This is a genomic window from Bradyrhizobium sp. UFLA06-24 (assembly GCF_054967145.1).
Genome location: NZ_JADFUE010000073.1, coordinates 14,161 through 28,852 on the forward strand (window position 1 = coordinate 14,161; position 14,692 = coordinate 28,852).

Here is a 14,692-nt window from a genome sequence, read left to right on the forward strand (position 1 = left end):
CCGGACTTCCGAAGCCCTGCCATACCTTTCCCGCCCTTCGCAGACGCGGGATTTCCGTGCTAGGACACCGCCTTAGCAGAAGGTTTGACCCCATGGCCGCCCCCCTCAAAGCCGTCGACGGCAATGCCGATCTTCAGGCGCTGATGTCCGATCTCGGAACCCGTGCCCGCGCCGCCGCGCGCGTGCTGGCGCTGGCGCCCCCGGAGCAGAAGAACCGGGCGCTGGATGCCATGGAGCGGGCGATCCGCAGCAATGCAGCCGCGATCCTGGCCGCCAATGCCGAGGACGTCGCGGAGGCCCGCGCCTCCGGCAATGCGACTTCCGCTTTCCTCGACCGCCTGACGCTGACGCCCGCGCGGGTCGAAGGCATGGCCGAAGGCATCGCCATCGTGCGCGGCATCGCCGATCCCGTCGGCATCGTCACCGAGAGCTGGCAGCGGCCGAACGGCATGACCATCGAGCGCGTGCGCGTGCCGCTCGGCGTCGTCGGCGTGATCTTCGAGAGCCGGCCCAATGTCGCCGCGGATGCCGGCGTGCTCTGTCTCAAGTCCGGCAATGCCGTGATCCTGCGCGGCGGCTCGGACAGCTTTCGCTCGTGCCGCGCCATCCATGAATGCCTGGTGCAGGGCCTGCGCGAAGCCGGCCTGCCTGAAGCCGCCATCACGCTGGTGCCGACGCGCGACCGGGCGGCGGTCGGCATGATGCTGTCAGGGTTGAACGGCTCGATCGACGTGATCGTGCCGCGCGGCGGCAAGAGCCTGGTCGCGCGCGTCGAGCAGGAAGCGCGCGTGCCTGTGTTCGCACATCTCGAAGGCGTCAATCACGTCTATGTCGATGCAAGTGCCGATCTCGCCATGGCGAAGTCGATCGTGCTCAACGCGAAGATGCGCCGCACCGGCGTCTGCGGTGCGGCCGAAACGCTGCTGGTTGATCGCGCCGCTGTCGGCAAGACGCTGAAGCCGCTGGTCGAAATGCTGCTCGAAGCCGGTTGCGAAGTGCGCGGCGACGACACCGTGCAAGGGACGGATGCGCGCGTCAAACCTGCCAGCGAAGACGATTGGGACACCGAATATCTCGACGCGATCATCGCCGCGAAGGTGGTCGACGGCGTCGACGGCGCGATCGCGCATATCCAGGACCACGGCTCGCATCACACCGACGCGATCGTGAGCACGGATGAAGCGGCTGCGAATAAATTCCTCAGCGAGGTCGATTCCGCGATCGTGCTGCACAACGCCTCGACGCAGTTCGCCGATGGCGGGGAGTTCGGTTTCGGCGCCGAGATCGGCATCGCCACCGGCCGCTTCCATGCCCGCGGCCCCGTCGGCGCCGAGCAGTTGACGAGCTTCAAATATCGCGTTCACGGCACCGGTCAGACGCGACCGTAAGCAACGTTGCAGGGCGCGGGGCATTGAGCAACAATTTCGTCGTGCCGCGCTTCGTGGCGCAAGCGGTCCCGCCCCACACACCGGGCATGCGCATCGGCCTGCTCGGCGGCTCGTTCAACCCGCCGCATCAGGCCCATCGCGCGATCAGCCGGTTCGCGCTCAAACGATTGCAGCTCGACCGCGTCTGGTGGCTGGTGACTCCGGGCAATCCCCTCAAGGAGAACGGCAACCTTCACGAGCTCGGCGAGCGCATGCAGGCCGCGCGCGACGTCGCTGACGACCCCAGGATCGAGGTGAGCTGTCTCGAATCCGTCATTCGCACCCGCTATACTATCGACACGATCAACACCTTGCGCCGCCGCTTCCCGGGCCTGCGCTTTGTCTGGATCATGGGCGCCGACAACCTCGCTCAATTCCATCGTTGGCAGGACTGGCGGCGCATCGCCGCGCAGGTCCCGATGGCAGTCATCGATCGCCCGCCGCAAAGCTTTCGTGCCCTCGCCTCGCCGGCCGCCACAGCGCTGGCGCGCTACCGCCTGCCGGAGAACAAGGCGGCCCTGCTTGCGGACCGGCCGGCGCCAGCCTGGGTGTTCCTGACCGGATTGAAGCTCAACCTGTCCTCAACGGGCCTGCGGAACCCGGACGGGAGCTGGAAAGGTACGATGTGAGGCGGAGAGTGCGGATGTGGGGCTCTCTGGCATATTGAAACCCTTAACCCCACATGATGTAGTGTAACCAGTGAGCGCCGGATTCGGCGTTCGCGATACAGTGAAAGGAATGGTCCCTGACCACATCTGTATTGTCCAAGACGGCTTCATCGAAGTCTGTTTTACCCAAGGTTGCGAAGCCTACGCGTAAAACATCGACCCAAGCTGCGGCCTTGAAGGCGCAACCCGACGCCGACAAGACGCTGAGCCTGATCCTCTCCCGCCTCGAGGACATGAAGGCGGAAGAGACGGTCACAATCGACCTTCGCGGCAAATCGGCGTACTCCGACTACATGATCGTCACCACGGGCCGGGTGAACCGGCACGTCGGCGCGATCGCGGAGAACGTGACGAAGAGCCTCAAGGAAAACGGCATCAAGAACATCCACGTCGAGGGCTTGCCCAATTGCGACTGGGTGCTGATCGATTCCGGCGACGTGATCGTGCACGTTTTCCGACCCGAGGTCCGCGAGTTCTACAATCTGGAAAGATTGTACACCCAGGGCCCAGGGGCGGCGAAGGCGATCTAGGACGGCTCGGTAGACCCACCTGGCCGATTTCGAATCGGCCGACGCGCATGCTAGCGTCGTGCGCGCGCATGGTGCGCGCGATCCAAGAGACGCTATGCGTGTTGCTGTCATTGCGGTGGGCCGGCTGAAGCAGGGCCCCGAACGGGAGCTCGCCGACCGCTATTTCGAGCGGTTCGACGAGGCCGGCCGCAAGCTCGGATTCCGCGAGCTGACCATCCAGGAAATCCCGGAGAGCCGTGCGCGCGATACCGCGACACGGATGGCCGAAGAGGCCGCGGCCATCTCGGCGCATATTCCGGACAAATCGATCCTGGTGGCGATGGACGAGCGCGGCCAGAATCTCGAGTCCACCGTATTCGCACGGCATCTCGGGCGCTGGCGGGACGAGGGCGCGGGTCATACTATCTTCGTGATCGGAGGGGCGGACGGACTTTCGCCCGAATTACGCCGTAAGGCCAAACTCGCGATCGCGTTCGGCTCTGCGACCTGGCCGCATCAAATGGTCCGCGTCATGCTTCTGGAACAGTTGTATCGGGCTGCCACCATCCTGGCAGGCCATCCCTATCATCGCGCGTGATTCGCGCCAGAACGAGCACCTTGCCGACAAGATGCGCGCGCCGATTCTCAATTTGCTGCTGATTGCAAGCTGCGCCGGCGCAAGCCTTTTCGCCGACGACAGCCTCGCACAAGCTCCGACGGCGGCGCCGGCGCCACAGGCCGCAGCCGTTTCGCCAGATGCCATCAAGCAGCGCGAGCAGGAGCTGGAGGCCGCGCGTGCCCGGCAGAAGAGCGCGGAGGAGGCGCAGGCCAAGCTCAAGGCCGAGATCACCGCGCTCGGCCAGGACCGCACCCAGCTCAATCAGCAATTGATCGACACCGCCGCCAACGTCCGCACCGTCGAGACCAAGATCGACGAGGCCGAAGCGCGGCTGAGGACGCTGAACGGCCGCGAGCAGGAGGCCCGCGCCTCGCTCGATTCGCGCCGTGCCGACATCGTCGAGGTGCTGGCGGCGCTGCAACGCGCTGGCCGGCGCACGCCGCCGGCGCTGCTGGTGCGGCCGGAAGATGCGCTGCAATCGCTGCGCACCGCGATGCTGCTCGGCGCGGTGGTGCCGGAATTGCGCGGCCGCGCCGAAAAGATCGCAAGCGAGCTCGGCGATCTCGTGGCCTTGCGCAAGAGCATCGCGAGCGAACGCGACCAGCTCGCCTCCGACCGCGACAAGATCCGCAACGACCAGGCCCGCCTCACGGCCCTGGTCGACGAGCGCCAGCGTCAGCAGGCCTCGCGCGAGAAGGATCTCGACGCCGAGAATTCACGCGCCATCACGCTGTCAAAGCAGGTCGGCGATCTCCAGGGGCTGATCGCCAAGATGGAGCAGGATCTGCAAAGCGCGGCCAAGGCAGCTGAGAAGGCGGCCGAGGCCGCCAAGCAGGCCGAGGCAAAGGCGGCCGCAGCATCCGCCAGCGCCAAGCCCGGCCCGGCCGTGTTCAAGGACCGCTCCCGGACCAGCCCGGCCATCCTGTTCGCCTCGGCCAAGGGGCTCCTGCCCTTGCCAGTTAACGGTAACAAGATCAGGGACTTTGGCGGTTCCGATGGGCTCGGCGGGGTCCAGAAGGGTATTTCGCTGGCCACCAAGCCCGGCTCCCAGGTCACGACGCCCTGCGACGGCTGGGTGGTCTATGCCGGCCCGTTCCGCAGCTATGGACAACTCTTGATCCTCAATGCCGGGGGCGGGTATCATGTCCTGATCGCCGGGATGGAGCGCATTTCGGTCAACATCGGTCAGTTTGTGCTCACGGGGGAGCCGGTCGCGACCATGGGGTCGACCTCTCAAGTCGCCTCCATTCTCGCCACGAACGCGAGTCAACCTGTGCTGTATGTCGAGTTCCGTAAGGACGGCACTCCAATCGATCCAGGCCCATGGTGGGCCGCAAATGAAGGCGAGAAGGTTCGCGGATGATGCGCAAGACTTCAGTTATCCTCCTCAGCGCGGCCACCGGTGCGGCGCTGACGCTGTTCGTGACCCAGCCGCGCGCGGTGTTCATGGGCTCCAGCGCGCGAGCCGCGACCGCCGATACGTATCGCCAGCTCAATTTGTTCGGGGACGTCTTCGAGCGCGTGCGCTCCGACTATGTCGAGAAGCCCGACGACACCAAGCTGATCGAATCCGCGATCAGCGGCATGCTGACGGGCCTCGATCCGCATTCGAGCTACATGGATGCCAAGAGCTTCCGCGACATGCAGGTGCAGACCCGCGGCGAGTTCGGCGGCCTCGGCATCGAGGTCACCATGGAAGACGGCCTGATCAAGGTGGTCTCGCCGATCGACGACACGCCGGCCTCGCGCGCCGGCATCATGGCCAACGACATCATCACCAATCTCGACGATGAAGCGGTGCAGGGCCTGACCCTGAACCAAGCGGTCGAGAAGATGCGCGGGCCCGTCAACACCAAGATCAAGCTGAAGATCGTCCGCAAGGGCCAGGACAATCCGATCGACGTCACGCTGGTGCGCGACAACATCCGCGTCCGCTCGGTGCGCGCGCGCGTCGAGGCCGACGACATCGCATACATCCGCATCACCACTTTCAACGAGCAGACCACCGAAGGCCTGAAGAAAGAGATCGCGAACCTCTCGGGCCAGATCGGCGACAAGCTCAAGGGCTACATCATCGACCTCCGCAACAATCCGGGCGGCCTGCTCGAAGAGGCCGTCACCGTGTCCGACGCGTTCCTGGAGAAGGGCGAGATCGTCTCGACCCGCGGCCGCAATGCCGAGGAGACGCAGCGCCGCACTGCGCATGCGGGCGACCTCACCAAGGGCAAGCCGGTCATCGTGCTGGTCAACGGCGGTTCGGCCTCGGCGTCGGAAATCGTCGCCGGCGCGCTGCAGGACCACAAGCGCGCGACCATCGTCGGCACGCGCTCGTTCGGCAAGGGCTCGGTGCAGACCATCATCCCGCTCGGCTCGGGCAACGGCGCGCTGCGTCTGACCACCGCGCGCTATTACACGCCGTCGGGCAAGTCGATCCAGGCCAAGGGCATCGTGCCCGATATCGAAGTGCTGCAGGACGTGCCGGACGAACTCAAGTCGCGCACCGACACCAAGGGCGAAGCTTCGCTGCGCGGCCATCTCAAGAACGACGGCGACGAGAAGACCGGCTCGCAGTCCTACGTCCCGCCGGACGCCAAGGACGACAAGGCGCTCAAGCTCGCCGACGATCTGCTCCACGGCATCAAGAACAGCGCCTCCGCGGCGCCGACGCCGGGCAACGACAGCAAGGCCGTGCCCGCCGACAAGCCCAAAGCGGCGAACTAAGCGCAACCATCCGATCTGTCGGAAAGGGCGGCTCCAAGGGCCGCCCTTTTTGCTTGGAACTCCTGGTCTCCCCGGCCTCTCCCGGCCTGCCGCCGCTTGACCCCGGCGTGGTATCGTCGGCTTCAGTGATTCGGGATCGCGCATGACTGAGACGGCCGATGATCTGAGCGCCCCGCTCGGACAGGACAAGCCGCGCCGGAAACGGCGGCTGCGGCTGCCGTTCACTGTCATGCAACTGCTGGCGGTGCTGCTCGGCCTGTTCCTGGTCGGCTTTGCGGGCTTTGCCATCTTCAACAAGGACCCGCTCGGCGGCGAGCCGATAGCGCGGATCGCGATCCCCGATCCGAAGGCGGTGGGTGAGAAGGCTGCCGCAGCCGCCGGCGCAGAGCACGCCCAGGAGAGCAAGCACGCGGCCAAGGAGGCGCCGAAAGAGGCCGCTTCCGGCGAGCACAAGACCGTCACCATGATCGACGGCTCGACCGGCGCGCGCCACGACGTGGTGATCGGCGCAGGCGATCCCGCCGACAAGGGCGAGGCGGCTTCCGCGCCGCCGCCCGTCATGGCCGGAATCGATCCCAAGCTGCTGGAAAAATCCCGCTACGGCATGATCCCCGCGATCTCGGGCGATCTCAAGCCGTTCAACGTCTACGCAGCCGAGGCCGACCGCGCCAAGGCGGCGAAAATGCCCGTCGTGGCGATCGTGATCGGAGGCCTCGGCGTCGGCGCTGCCAAGACCACCGATGCGATCATGAAGCTGCCGGGCGCGGTGACACTGGCCTTCACGCCCTATGGCGCCGACCCCGGCAAGCTCGCCGAGCGCGCCCGCGCCCAGCGCCATGAGATCTTCCTGCAGATCCCGATGGAGCCCTATGATTTTCCGGACAACGATCCGGGTCCGCAGACGCTGCTGACCTCGCTCACATCAGACCAGAATACCGACCGCCTGTACTGGCACCTGAGCCGGATGCAGGGCTATGCCGGCATCACCAACTTCATGGGCGCGCGCTTCATTGCGACGGAGCCCGCGATGCAGCCGATCATCCGCGAGGCGGCCAAGCGCGGGCTCGGCTTCTTCGACGACGGCTCTTCGCCCCGCAGCGTCGCGTCCATGGCCGCGGCAAGCCTGTCCGTGCCGTTCGGCAAAGGCGACATCGCGCTCGACGCCGTGCCGACCCCGGCCGAGATCGACCGTGCCCTGAACAAGCTGGAATCCCTGGCCCGCGAGCGGGGCGTTGCCGTCGGTACCGCCTCCGCGCTGCCCGTCTCGATCGAGCGCATCAGTGCCTGGATCAAGACATTGAGCGACCGAGGTATCCTTTTGGTGCCATTGACATCAGCGATGCTGAAATCAAAATCCAGCTAAATCAACGAATTGGTACGCCACGGGCCTTGAGCGCCCGCTAGCGTCCCGGCAGCACGCGAGAGGGTTTGGCGGAATGGCGCGTTATGAGGATCTGCCCTACCGAACCTGCGTCGGCGTGATGCTGATCAACCCGAACGGCCTGGTATTCATCGGTCGCCGCGCCGGCGGGATCGAGCATGTCGACGACAGCCATGTCTGGCAGATGCCGCAGGGCGGCGTCGATCCCGGCGAAGACACCTGGGAGGCGGCCAAGCGCGAACTCTATGAGGAGACCAGCGTGCGCTCGATCGAGCGGCTCGGCGAGGTGCCGGACTGGCTCACTTACGACATTCCGCGCACGGTGGCGGGACGCGCCTGGAAGGGCCGCTATCGCGGCCAGCGCCAGAAATGGTTCGCGGTGCGCTTCACCGGCAAGGACAGCGAGATCAACGTCGCCAATCCCGGCGGCGGGCACAAGGCCGAGTTCGTCAACTGGCGATGGGAGCCGATGAAGAACCTCCCCTCACTGATCATCCCTTTCAAGCGCCCGGTCTACGAGCGCGTGGTGAAGGAATTTTCCGGGCTGGCGGAGGGCTAGAACAAATTGTCAGCTCGGCTTTGGTGCTAAGGCATCGCCCGGACCGACAATGAGAGATCCCGCGTGACCAGTGCAAAGCCCTACCGCCCCAACGTGGGCATCGCCCTCTTCAATGCCGAAGGCCGCGTGCTGATCGGCCACCGCTTCAAGGGCGACGGCCCCGAGATCATCTTGCCCGGCTTCGACTGGCAGATGCCGCAGGGTGGCGTCGACGAGGGCGAGGATCTGCGCGATGCAGCGATGCGCGAGCTGTGGGAGGAGACCAACGTCGTCAACGCTGAATTCCTTGGCGAGACCGACTGGGTCACTTACGAATTCCCGCCCTATGACGGACCGCAGACGCATCGGCTGGCGAAATTCCGCGGCCAGCGCCAGAAGTGGTTCGCGCTGCGCTTCACCGGCAAGGACGACGAGATCGACCCGCTGACGCCGCGCAACGGCCAGCCCGCGGAGTTCGACGCGTGGCGCTGGGAGCGCCTCGACCGCGTGGCCGACATCGTGGTGCCGTTCCGCCGCGACGTCTACCGCGCCGTGGCGCGCGAGTTTGCGCCCTTCGCCGGCTGAAAATCGAAAACAACCCCATGCACAGTAGAGCGTGGGTTGAAATCATGAGAGAATTTCGGCGCGAGCCAATGCTCTAATTGATCGGTCCCACCGTGAACGGGCCGATCGCGATGACGTGGCAGTCGCTGTCGTGCCTGGCGCAGTCGGCCAGCGCGCCGTTGACGGCGGTCTGCTCGTCGGCGGCCTTGAGGCCAAGGCCCGGACGTCCTGCGGTGCCGACGGCGACGGCATTCCAGCCCGTGCCATCGCCGAACTTGCGGACGACGTCGTCGCGCGCATCGGCGACGATCGAGGGATGGGTCGCGGCATGGAAGAAGCCGTTCGCCCTGAGCAGCGTCGGGATCGGCACGACGAAGACGTCGTCGACCGTCACGATCATGCAGGCCGAGCCCGCGATCGCGCCGCAGGACTCCAGCGAGCGCCGCATTGCCTCCTCGACCGAGCTCGCCCCCAGCACCATGAAGTACTGTCCGCCCGGACCGAGCGCGACCGCGCGCGACTTCGACGCCGGCGCGTAGATGTTCTCGACACGGGTCCTGGCCTGATCGCGCAGCATCGGAAAATCTTTCGCCGCGAACGGCCGCTCGGTCACGGCGTCGTGTCGCACCCAGGGCTGCGGCGGCATCGGCGGGCTGCCATGGCTGTAGACCACCTTGTTACCGACCGCATAGAGCTCGCAGCGCCGCGGCGATTGCGCGGCCTCTGCGCGCTTCTGGCATTGGTCGAGCGCGGCATTGCGCGCGGACTCCTCGTTCGGCTGGTTGATGGAGGCGCCGGTGAAGCCGCCGATGCTGAGCGCGAAGGCCTTGTAGTCGCCGGCGGCCGAATATTCGTTGCTGAGAAAGGAACGTTGGCGCTCGCCGATGAACGGCACCGCGTCCACCGGAAACTTGCCATTCGACGCCGCCGGCGTCGACGGGATTGGCGCCGGTGTCGCCGCAGCCATTTGGGTCGGCGCGGAAATCGGCGTCGGCACGGGAAGCGGTGCCTTCGCGGCCATTGTCGGCGTCGGGCTGGGTAACGGCACGGCAACCGGAGGCAGCGATGCCTCGACGGATTTGACCTGACCGGTCTCGAGCTTGGTGAAATAGAGGAAGCCGCCGACGCCGATCGCGACCACGGAGACGACGCCGACCACCAGCGGCCACATCCAGTGCGGCGCGGGCGCGGCCTTGACGACCTTCTTCACCTGCGGCGTCGCATAAGTCCCGTCCTCGCGCCGCATCGCCACCATGTAGGCGTGCACCGGTGTCGGGATGTTCTTCACTTCCTGCGCGCCGATGTCGGCGAACTGCACCGACAGCTTGTTGGCGACCTGCTCGTGCACGGCACGGGAGACGCAGATGCCGCCGACTTCCGCCAGCCCCTCGAGCCGGGCTGCGATGTTGACGCCGTCACCCAAGAGATCGCCGTCGCGCTCGACCACGTCGCCGATGGTGATGCCGATGCGAAACGACATCTGCCGGCTCGGCGGATAGGCCATGTTGCGCGTTCGCAGGGATTCCTGGATGTCGATCGCGCAGCGCACCGCGTCGACCGCGCTTGGGAATTCCGCGAGCACCGCGTCACCAGCCGTGTTGAAGATGCGCCCGCTTGCCCTGGCGATGAAATCGTCGATGACCTCGCGATAGGACGCCAGACGCCGCAGCGTTTCCTCCTCGTCCTCCGCGACCAGCCTCGAGTACCCGGCAATATCGGCTGCGAAGATCGCCGCGATCTTGCGTTTCATCTGTGACCCGCCCCGGAAGTTCCGCGGGCGCAGAATGCCGCTATCTCGGGCGCGGTGCAACAAAGTTTCAGCGCCCGCCACACCGGTGACGAGCGCTGAACTTGTTCAGATTTTTAAATTTTGACCCCGGTGCGATGCGCCGGGGCTTAGTGCATAGCCGTGGTATTGAGCTGCTGCTGGATGCTCTTGTAGTGGTCGAGCCGTGCGATCGCATGATCGAGCTCGTCACCCTCGTGCTCTTTCAGGTTTTCTTCCATCTCCGAGATCGTCTCGGCGAACTGGGCACGGTCGAGCTCGGCCAGCGAGGTCGCGACGTCGGCGAGCACGGTCAGGCCCTTTTCGGAGACTTCGGCGAGGCCGCCGAGCACGATGATCTTCTCGTGGCGCCCGGCGGTGGTGATGGTGAGGATGCCCGGGCGGATCGCCGCCACGACCGGCGCATGACCTGCCAGCACGCCGAAGTCACCTTCGATACCGGGAATGTCGACCTGATCGACTTCGCCCGAGAAGGCGAGCTTTTCCGGAGAGACGAGATCGAAGTGGAAGGTGGCCATGGTGTACCTGCGCGTAGCGAATAGGGAATCGTGAGTGGCGAACGGAGCGGGAGCAGCGCGTTTATTCGCTACTCCCTATTCGCCATTCGCCCTTAGGCAGCTTCCGCCGCCAGCTTCTTGCCCTTCTCGACCGCCTCTTCGATGGTGCCGACCATGTAGAAGGCGGCTTCCGGCAGGTGGTCGTACTTGCCTTCCACCAGGCCCTTGAAGCCCTTGATGGTGTCGGCGAGGTCGACGAACTTGCCGGGCGAGCCCGTGAAGATTTCGGCGACGTGGAACGGCTGCGACATGAAGCGCTCGACCTTGCGGGCGCGGGCCACGGTCAGCTTGTCCTCTTCCGAAAGCTCGTCCATGCCGAGAATGGCGATGATGTCCTGCAGCGCCTTGTAGCGCTGCAGCACCTGCTGGACCTGACGGGCGACCGCGTAGTGCTCCTCGCCGACGACCAGCGGGGAGAGCATGCGCGAGGTCGAGTCGAGCGGGTCCACCGCCGGATAGATGCCTTTTTCGGCGATCGAGCGCGACAGCGTGGTGGTCGCGTCAAGATGGGCGAACGAGGTCGCGGGCGCCGGGTCGGTCAAGTCGTCGGCCGGAACGTAGATGGCCTGCACCGAGGTGATCGAGCCCTTCTGAGTGGTGGTGATGCGCTCCTGCAGCGCGCCCATGTCGGTCGCGAGCGTCGGCTGATAACCCACCGCCGAAGGAATACGGCCCAAGAGAGCCGACACTTCCGAGCCGGCCTGGGTGAAGCGGAAGATGTTGTCGACGAAGAACAGCACGTCCTGGCCCTGGTCGCGGAAGTCTTCCGCGATGGTCAGACCGGTGAGCGCGACGCGGGCGCGGGCGCCGGGCGGCTCGTTCATCTGGCCGAACACCAGCGCGCACTTCGACTTCACGCTCGGATCCGGATTCTTCGGATCGGCGTTGACCTTGGACTCGATGAACTCGTGATAGAGATCGTTACCCTCGCGGGTGCGCTCGCCGACGCCGGCGAACACGGAGTAACCACCGTGCGCCTTCGCGACGTTGTTGATCAGCTCCTGAATCAGCACGGTCTTGCCGACGCCGGCGCCGCCGAACAGGCCGATCTTGCCACCCTTCGCATAGGGAGCAAGAAGATCGACGACCTTGATGCCGGTGACGAGAATTTCAGCCTCGGTGGACTGGTCGGTGTAGGTCGGCGCTTCCTGGTGGATCGCGCGCAGGCCTTCAGTCTTGACCGGACCGGCTTCGTCGATCGGCTCGCCGATGACGTTGATGATGCGGCCGAGCGTGCCCTCGCCGACGGGAACGCGGATCGGCGCGCCGGTGTCGGTCACTTCCTGGCCGCGAACCAGACCTTCGGTGGTGTCCATCGCGATGGTGCGAACCGTGGACTCGCCGAGATGCTGGGCGACTTCGAGCACCAGGCGGTTGCCGCCGTTCTTGGTCTCGAGCGAGTTGAGAATGGCCGGGAGGTGGCCTTCGAACTGCACGTCGACGACGGCGCCGATGACCTGGGTGACGCGACCGACCTGGGCTGCCATTGAATGTCTCCTTCGATCCGAACTTCTAAGCCGCGATCAGCTTGACCGCGATGTTGCGTAAGATGGGTGTCGATGCGTCTTGGTCAGACGGCCTCGGCACCCGAGATGATTTCGATCAGTTCCTTGGTGATCTGCGCCTGACGCGTGCGGTTGTAGACCAGCGTCTGCTTGCGGATCATTTCACCGGCGTTGCGCGTCGCGTTGTCCATCGCGCTCATCTGCGCGCCGTAGAACGAGGCGTTGTTCTCGAGCAGCGCGCGGAAAATCTGGACCGCGAGGTTGCGCGGCAGAAGACGGGTGAGGATCTCGTCCTCTTCCGGCTCGTATTCGTAGGACGTCGTGCTCACGGCAGCGCCCTCCTCGACGACCAGCGGAATGATCTGCTGGGCGGTCGGGATCTGCGCGATCACGGACTTGAAGCGCGAATAGAACAACGTGCAGACGTCGAACTCACCGGCGTCGAACCGCGCCAGCACCTTCTTGGCGATGTCCTCGGCGTTGACGAAGCCGAGCTGACGCACGCTGCGCAGGTCGAGATGCTCGACGATCTGCTTGTCGAACTGGCGGCGGAGCTGCTCGTAGCCCTTGCGGCCGACGCAGAAGAATTTCACTTCCTTGCCCTGGTTCATCAGGGCCAGAGCGCGCTCGCGGGCGAGGCGCACGATCGACGAGTTGAAGGCGCCCGACAGGCCGCGCTCGCCGGTGCAGACCAGCAGCAGGTGAACCTGATCGCGACCGGTGCCGGCCAGCAGCGCCGGCGCACCGGGCGAACCCGCGGCGGCGCTGGCGATGTTGGAGATCACCGCGCTCATCTTGTCGGCATAGGGACGTGCAGCTTCCGCGGCGGTCTGCGCGCGGCGCAGCTTCGAGGCCGCGACCATCTGCATGGCCTTGGTGATCTTTTGCGTCGCCTTGGTGGAGGCGATGCGGACGCGCATGTCTTTAAGTGACGCCATTCTTCGTTCACCCCGGCGGCCTGACTGAAACGTCGGACCGCTAGCCTGTCCCTATCGCAATGCCCGGCCGGGCGCCGGGCACGCTTCTTGTTGTTCTGCTTCTCGCGAAGCGGTCAGGCCGGAACGATCCGGCCTGCCTGATTTACGCGAAGCTCTTCGCGAAACCTTCGACCACCGACTTCAGCTTGGCAGCGGTGTCGTCGGAGAGATCGCGGCTGTCGCGGATCGCGTTGAGGATGTCGACGTGCTTGCCGCGCAAGAGCGAGAGCAGGCCGTCCTCGAAGGCGCGAACCTTGTTGAGCGGCAGCGGATCGAGATAGCCGTTGGTGCCGGCCCAGATCACGCAGACCTGCTCTTCCATCTTCAGCGGCGAGAACTGCGGCTGCTTCAGGAGCTCGGTCAGGCGCGAACCGCGGTTGAGCAGGCGCTGGGTCGAGGCATCGAGGTCGGAGCCGAACTGCGCGAACGCCGCCATTTCGCGGTACTGCGCGAGTTCGCCCTTGATCTTGCCGGCGACCTTCTTGGTGGCCTTGGTCTGCGCCGACGAACCCACGCGCGACACCGACAGACCGACGTTCACCGCGGGACGGATGCCCTGGAAGAACAGGTCGGTTTCCAGGAAGATCTGGCCGTCGGTGATCGAGATGACGTTGGTCGGGATGTAGGCCGACACGTCGTTGGCCTGGGTTTCGATGACCGGCAGCGCCGTCAGCGAGCCCGAGCCCTGGTCCTTGTTCAGCTTCGCCGCGCGCTCGAGCAGGCGGGAGTGCAGGTAGAACACGTCGCCGGGATAGGCTTCGCGGCCCGGCGGGCGGCGCAGCAGCAGCGACATCTGGCGGTACGCGACGGCCTGCTTGGAAAGGTCGTCATAGATGATGACCGCGTGCATGCCGTTGTCGCGGAAATACTCGCCCATGGTGCAGCCGGTGAAGGGCGCGATGTACTGCATCGGCGCCGGATCCGATGCGGTGGCGGCGACGACGATCGAGTATTCGAGCGCGCCCTGCTCTTCCAGCACCTTCACGAACTGGGCGACGGTGGAACGCTTCTGGCCGACCGCGACGTAGACGCAGTACAGCTTGATGTTCTCGTCCGGCTGCGCGTTCAGCGGCTTCTGGTTGAGGATGGTGTCGAGCGCGATCGCGGTCTTGCCGGTCTGGCGGTCGCCGATGATCAGCTCGCGCTGACCGCGGCCGATCGGGATCAGGGCGTCGATCGCCTTGAGGCCGGTCGCCATCGGCTCGTTCACCGACTTGCGCGGAATGATGCCGGGCGCCTTGACGTCGACGCGCATGCGCTTCTCGGCCTGGATCGGGCCCTTGCCGTCGATCGGATTGCCGAGCGCGTCAACGACGCGGCCGAGCAGGCCCTTGCCGACCGGCGCGTCCACGATGGCGCGGGTGCGCTTGACGGTCTGGCCTTCCTTGATCTCGCGGTCGGCGCCGAAAATAACGACACCGACGTTGTCGGTTTCGAGGT

General features: G+C 65.6%; 14 protein-coding genes. 9 read left to right on the forward strand and 5 right to left on the reverse strand.

Annotated features, from left to right (window positions below; translation table 11 throughout):
• The first annotated feature begins 92 nt into the window (after positions 1–92).
• The 9 genes from IF809_RS33275 to IF809_RS33315 all read left to right on the forward strand — a co-directional run bounded on the left by IF809_RS33275 (position 93) and on the right by IF809_RS33315 (position 8,448).
• Positions 93–1,388 (forward strand): glutamate-5-semialdehyde dehydrogenase, encoded by a 1,296-nt coding sequence (locus tag IF809_RS33275; protein ID WP_128963420.1) that lies wholly within the window; start codon positions 93–95, stop codon positions 1,386–1,388.
• Positions 1,389–1,411: 23 nt separating this feature from the next.
• The gene (locus IF809_RS33280) at positions 1,412–2,056 is read left to right on the forward strand and encodes a nicotinate-nucleotide adenylyltransferase (RefSeq protein ID WP_164938381.1); all 645 of its coding nucleotides are present in this window, start codon (positions 1,412–1,414) and stop codon (positions 2,054–2,056) included.
• 212 nt (positions 2,057–2,268) lie between these two features.
• Entirely contained in the window at positions 2,269–2,625 is a 357-nt protein-coding gene (gene rsfS / locus IF809_RS33285; protein WP_024338888.1) for a ribosome silencing factor, read from the forward strand.
• A 94-nt stretch (positions 2,626–2,719) separates the two neighbouring features.
• Positions 2,720–3,202 (forward strand): 23S rRNA (pseudouridine(1915)-N(3))-methyltransferase RlmH, encoded by a 483-nt coding sequence (gene rlmH / locus IF809_RS33290; RefSeq protein ID WP_128963419.1) that lies wholly within the window; start codon positions 2,720–2,722, stop codon positions 3,200–3,202.
• A 31-nt stretch (positions 3,203–3,233) separates the two neighbouring features.
• Positions 3,234–4,586 (forward strand): murein hydrolase activator EnvC family protein, encoded by a 1,353-nt coding sequence (locus IF809_RS33295; protein ID WP_462839646.1) that lies wholly within the window; start codon positions 3,234–3,236, stop codon positions 4,584–4,586.
• Positions 4,583–5,944 (forward strand): S41 family peptidase, encoded by a 1,362-nt coding sequence (locus IF809_RS33300; protein WP_462839647.1) that lies wholly within the window; start codon positions 4,583–4,585, stop codon positions 5,942–5,944. Before IF809_RS33295 ends, IF809_RS33300 begins: the two co-directional genes overlap by 4 nt.
• A gap of 142 nt (positions 5,945–6,086) precedes the next feature.
• Positions 6,087–7,307 carry a divergent polysaccharide deacetylase family protein gene (locus IF809_RS33305; RefSeq protein WP_462839648.1) on the forward strand — a complete coding sequence of 407 codons (1,221 nt, stop codon included), beginning with the start codon at positions 6,087–6,089 and terminating at the stop codon, positions 7,305–7,307.
• Positions 7,308–7,380: 73 nt separating this feature from the next.
• Complete coding sequence (locus tag IF809_RS33310) at positions 7,381–7,884, forward strand: RNA pyrophosphohydrolase (protein ID WP_462839649.1); 504 nt, start codon at positions 7,381–7,383, stop codon at positions 7,882–7,884.
• 63 nt (positions 7,885–7,947) lie between these two features.
• The gene (locus tag IF809_RS33315) at positions 7,948–8,448 is read left to right on the forward strand and encodes an RNA pyrophosphohydrolase (RefSeq protein WP_462839650.1); all 501 of its coding nucleotides are present in this window, start codon (positions 7,948–7,950) and stop codon (positions 8,446–8,448) included.
• A 73-nt stretch (positions 8,449–8,521) separates the two neighbouring features.
• Here the strand turns inward: IF809_RS33315 and IF809_RS33320 are convergent, their stop codons facing one another.
• From IF809_RS33320 to atpA, 5 genes are all read right to left on the reverse strand, one after another.
• Positions 8,522–10,177: an adenylate/guanylate cyclase domain-containing protein gene (locus tag IF809_RS33320; RefSeq protein WP_462839651.1), complete on the reverse strand. Its 1,656-nt coding sequence runs from the start codon at positions 10,175–10,177 to the stop codon at positions 8,522–8,524.
• 146 nt (positions 10,178–10,323) lie between these two features.
• Complete coding sequence (locus IF809_RS33325; RefSeq protein ID WP_453981367.1) at positions 10,324–10,731, reverse strand: F0F1 ATP synthase subunit epsilon; 408 nt, start codon at positions 10,729–10,731, stop codon at positions 10,324–10,326.
• Between the two features lie 92 nt (positions 10,732–10,823).
• The gene (gene atpD, locus IF809_RS33330; RefSeq protein ID WP_027561880.1) at positions 10,824–12,257 is read right to left on the reverse strand and encodes a F0F1 ATP synthase subunit beta; all 1,434 of its coding nucleotides are present in this window, start codon (positions 12,255–12,257) and stop codon (positions 10,824–10,826) included.
• An 83-nt stretch (positions 12,258–12,340) separates the two neighbouring features.
• Positions 12,341–13,213 carry a F0F1 ATP synthase subunit gamma gene (locus IF809_RS33335; protein WP_128963411.1) on the reverse strand — a complete coding sequence of 291 codons (873 nt, stop codon included), beginning with the start codon at positions 13,211–13,213 and terminating at the stop codon, positions 12,341–12,343.
• Positions 13,214–13,355: 142 nt separating this feature from the next.
• The coding region (atpA, locus tag IF809_RS33340; protein WP_462839652.1) for a F0F1 ATP synthase subunit alpha at positions 13,356–14,692 on the reverse strand (1,337 nt) is incomplete at its 5' end.

Excerpts from the sequence above, each read along its gene's own strand:
- IF809_RS33275 (WP_128963420.1), top strand. The coding sequence starts at position 93 with ATGGCCGCCCCCCTCAAAGCCGTCGACGGCAATGCCGATCTTCAGGCG.
- rlmH (WP_128963419.1), top strand. The coding sequence starts at position 2,720 with ATGCGTGTTGCTGTCATTGCGGTGGGCCGGCTGAAGCAGGGCCCCGAA.
- IF809_RS33295 (WP_462839646.1), top strand. The coding sequence starts at position 3,234 with ATGCGCGCGCCGATTCTCAATTTGCTGCTGATTGCAAGCTGCGCCGGC.
- IF809_RS33300 (WP_462839647.1), top strand. The coding sequence starts at position 4,583 with ATGATGCGCAAGACTTCAGTTATCCTCCTCAGCGCGGCCACCGGTGCG.
- IF809_RS33305 (WP_462839648.1), top strand. The coding sequence starts at position 6,087 with ATGACTGAGACGGCCGATGATCTGAGCGCCCCGCTCGGACAGGACAAG.
- IF809_RS33310 (WP_462839649.1), top strand. The coding sequence starts at position 7,381 with ATGGCGCGTTATGAGGATCTGCCCTACCGAACCTGCGTCGGCGTGATG.
- IF809_RS33320 (WP_462839651.1), bottom strand. The coding sequence starts at position 10,177 with ATGAAACGCAAGATCGCGGCGATCTTCGCAGCCGATATTGCCGGGTAC.
- IF809_RS33325 (WP_453981367.1), bottom strand. The coding sequence starts at position 10,731 with ATGGCCACCTTCCACTTCGATCTCGTCTCTCCGGAAAAGCTCGCCTTC.
- atpD (WP_027561880.1), bottom strand. The coding sequence starts at position 12,257 with ATGGCAGCCCAGGTCGGTCGCGTCACCCAGGTCATCGGCGCCGTCGTC.
- IF809_RS33335 (WP_128963411.1), bottom strand. The coding sequence starts at position 13,213 with ATGGCGTCACTTAAAGACATGCGCGTCCGCATCGCCTCCACCAAGGCG.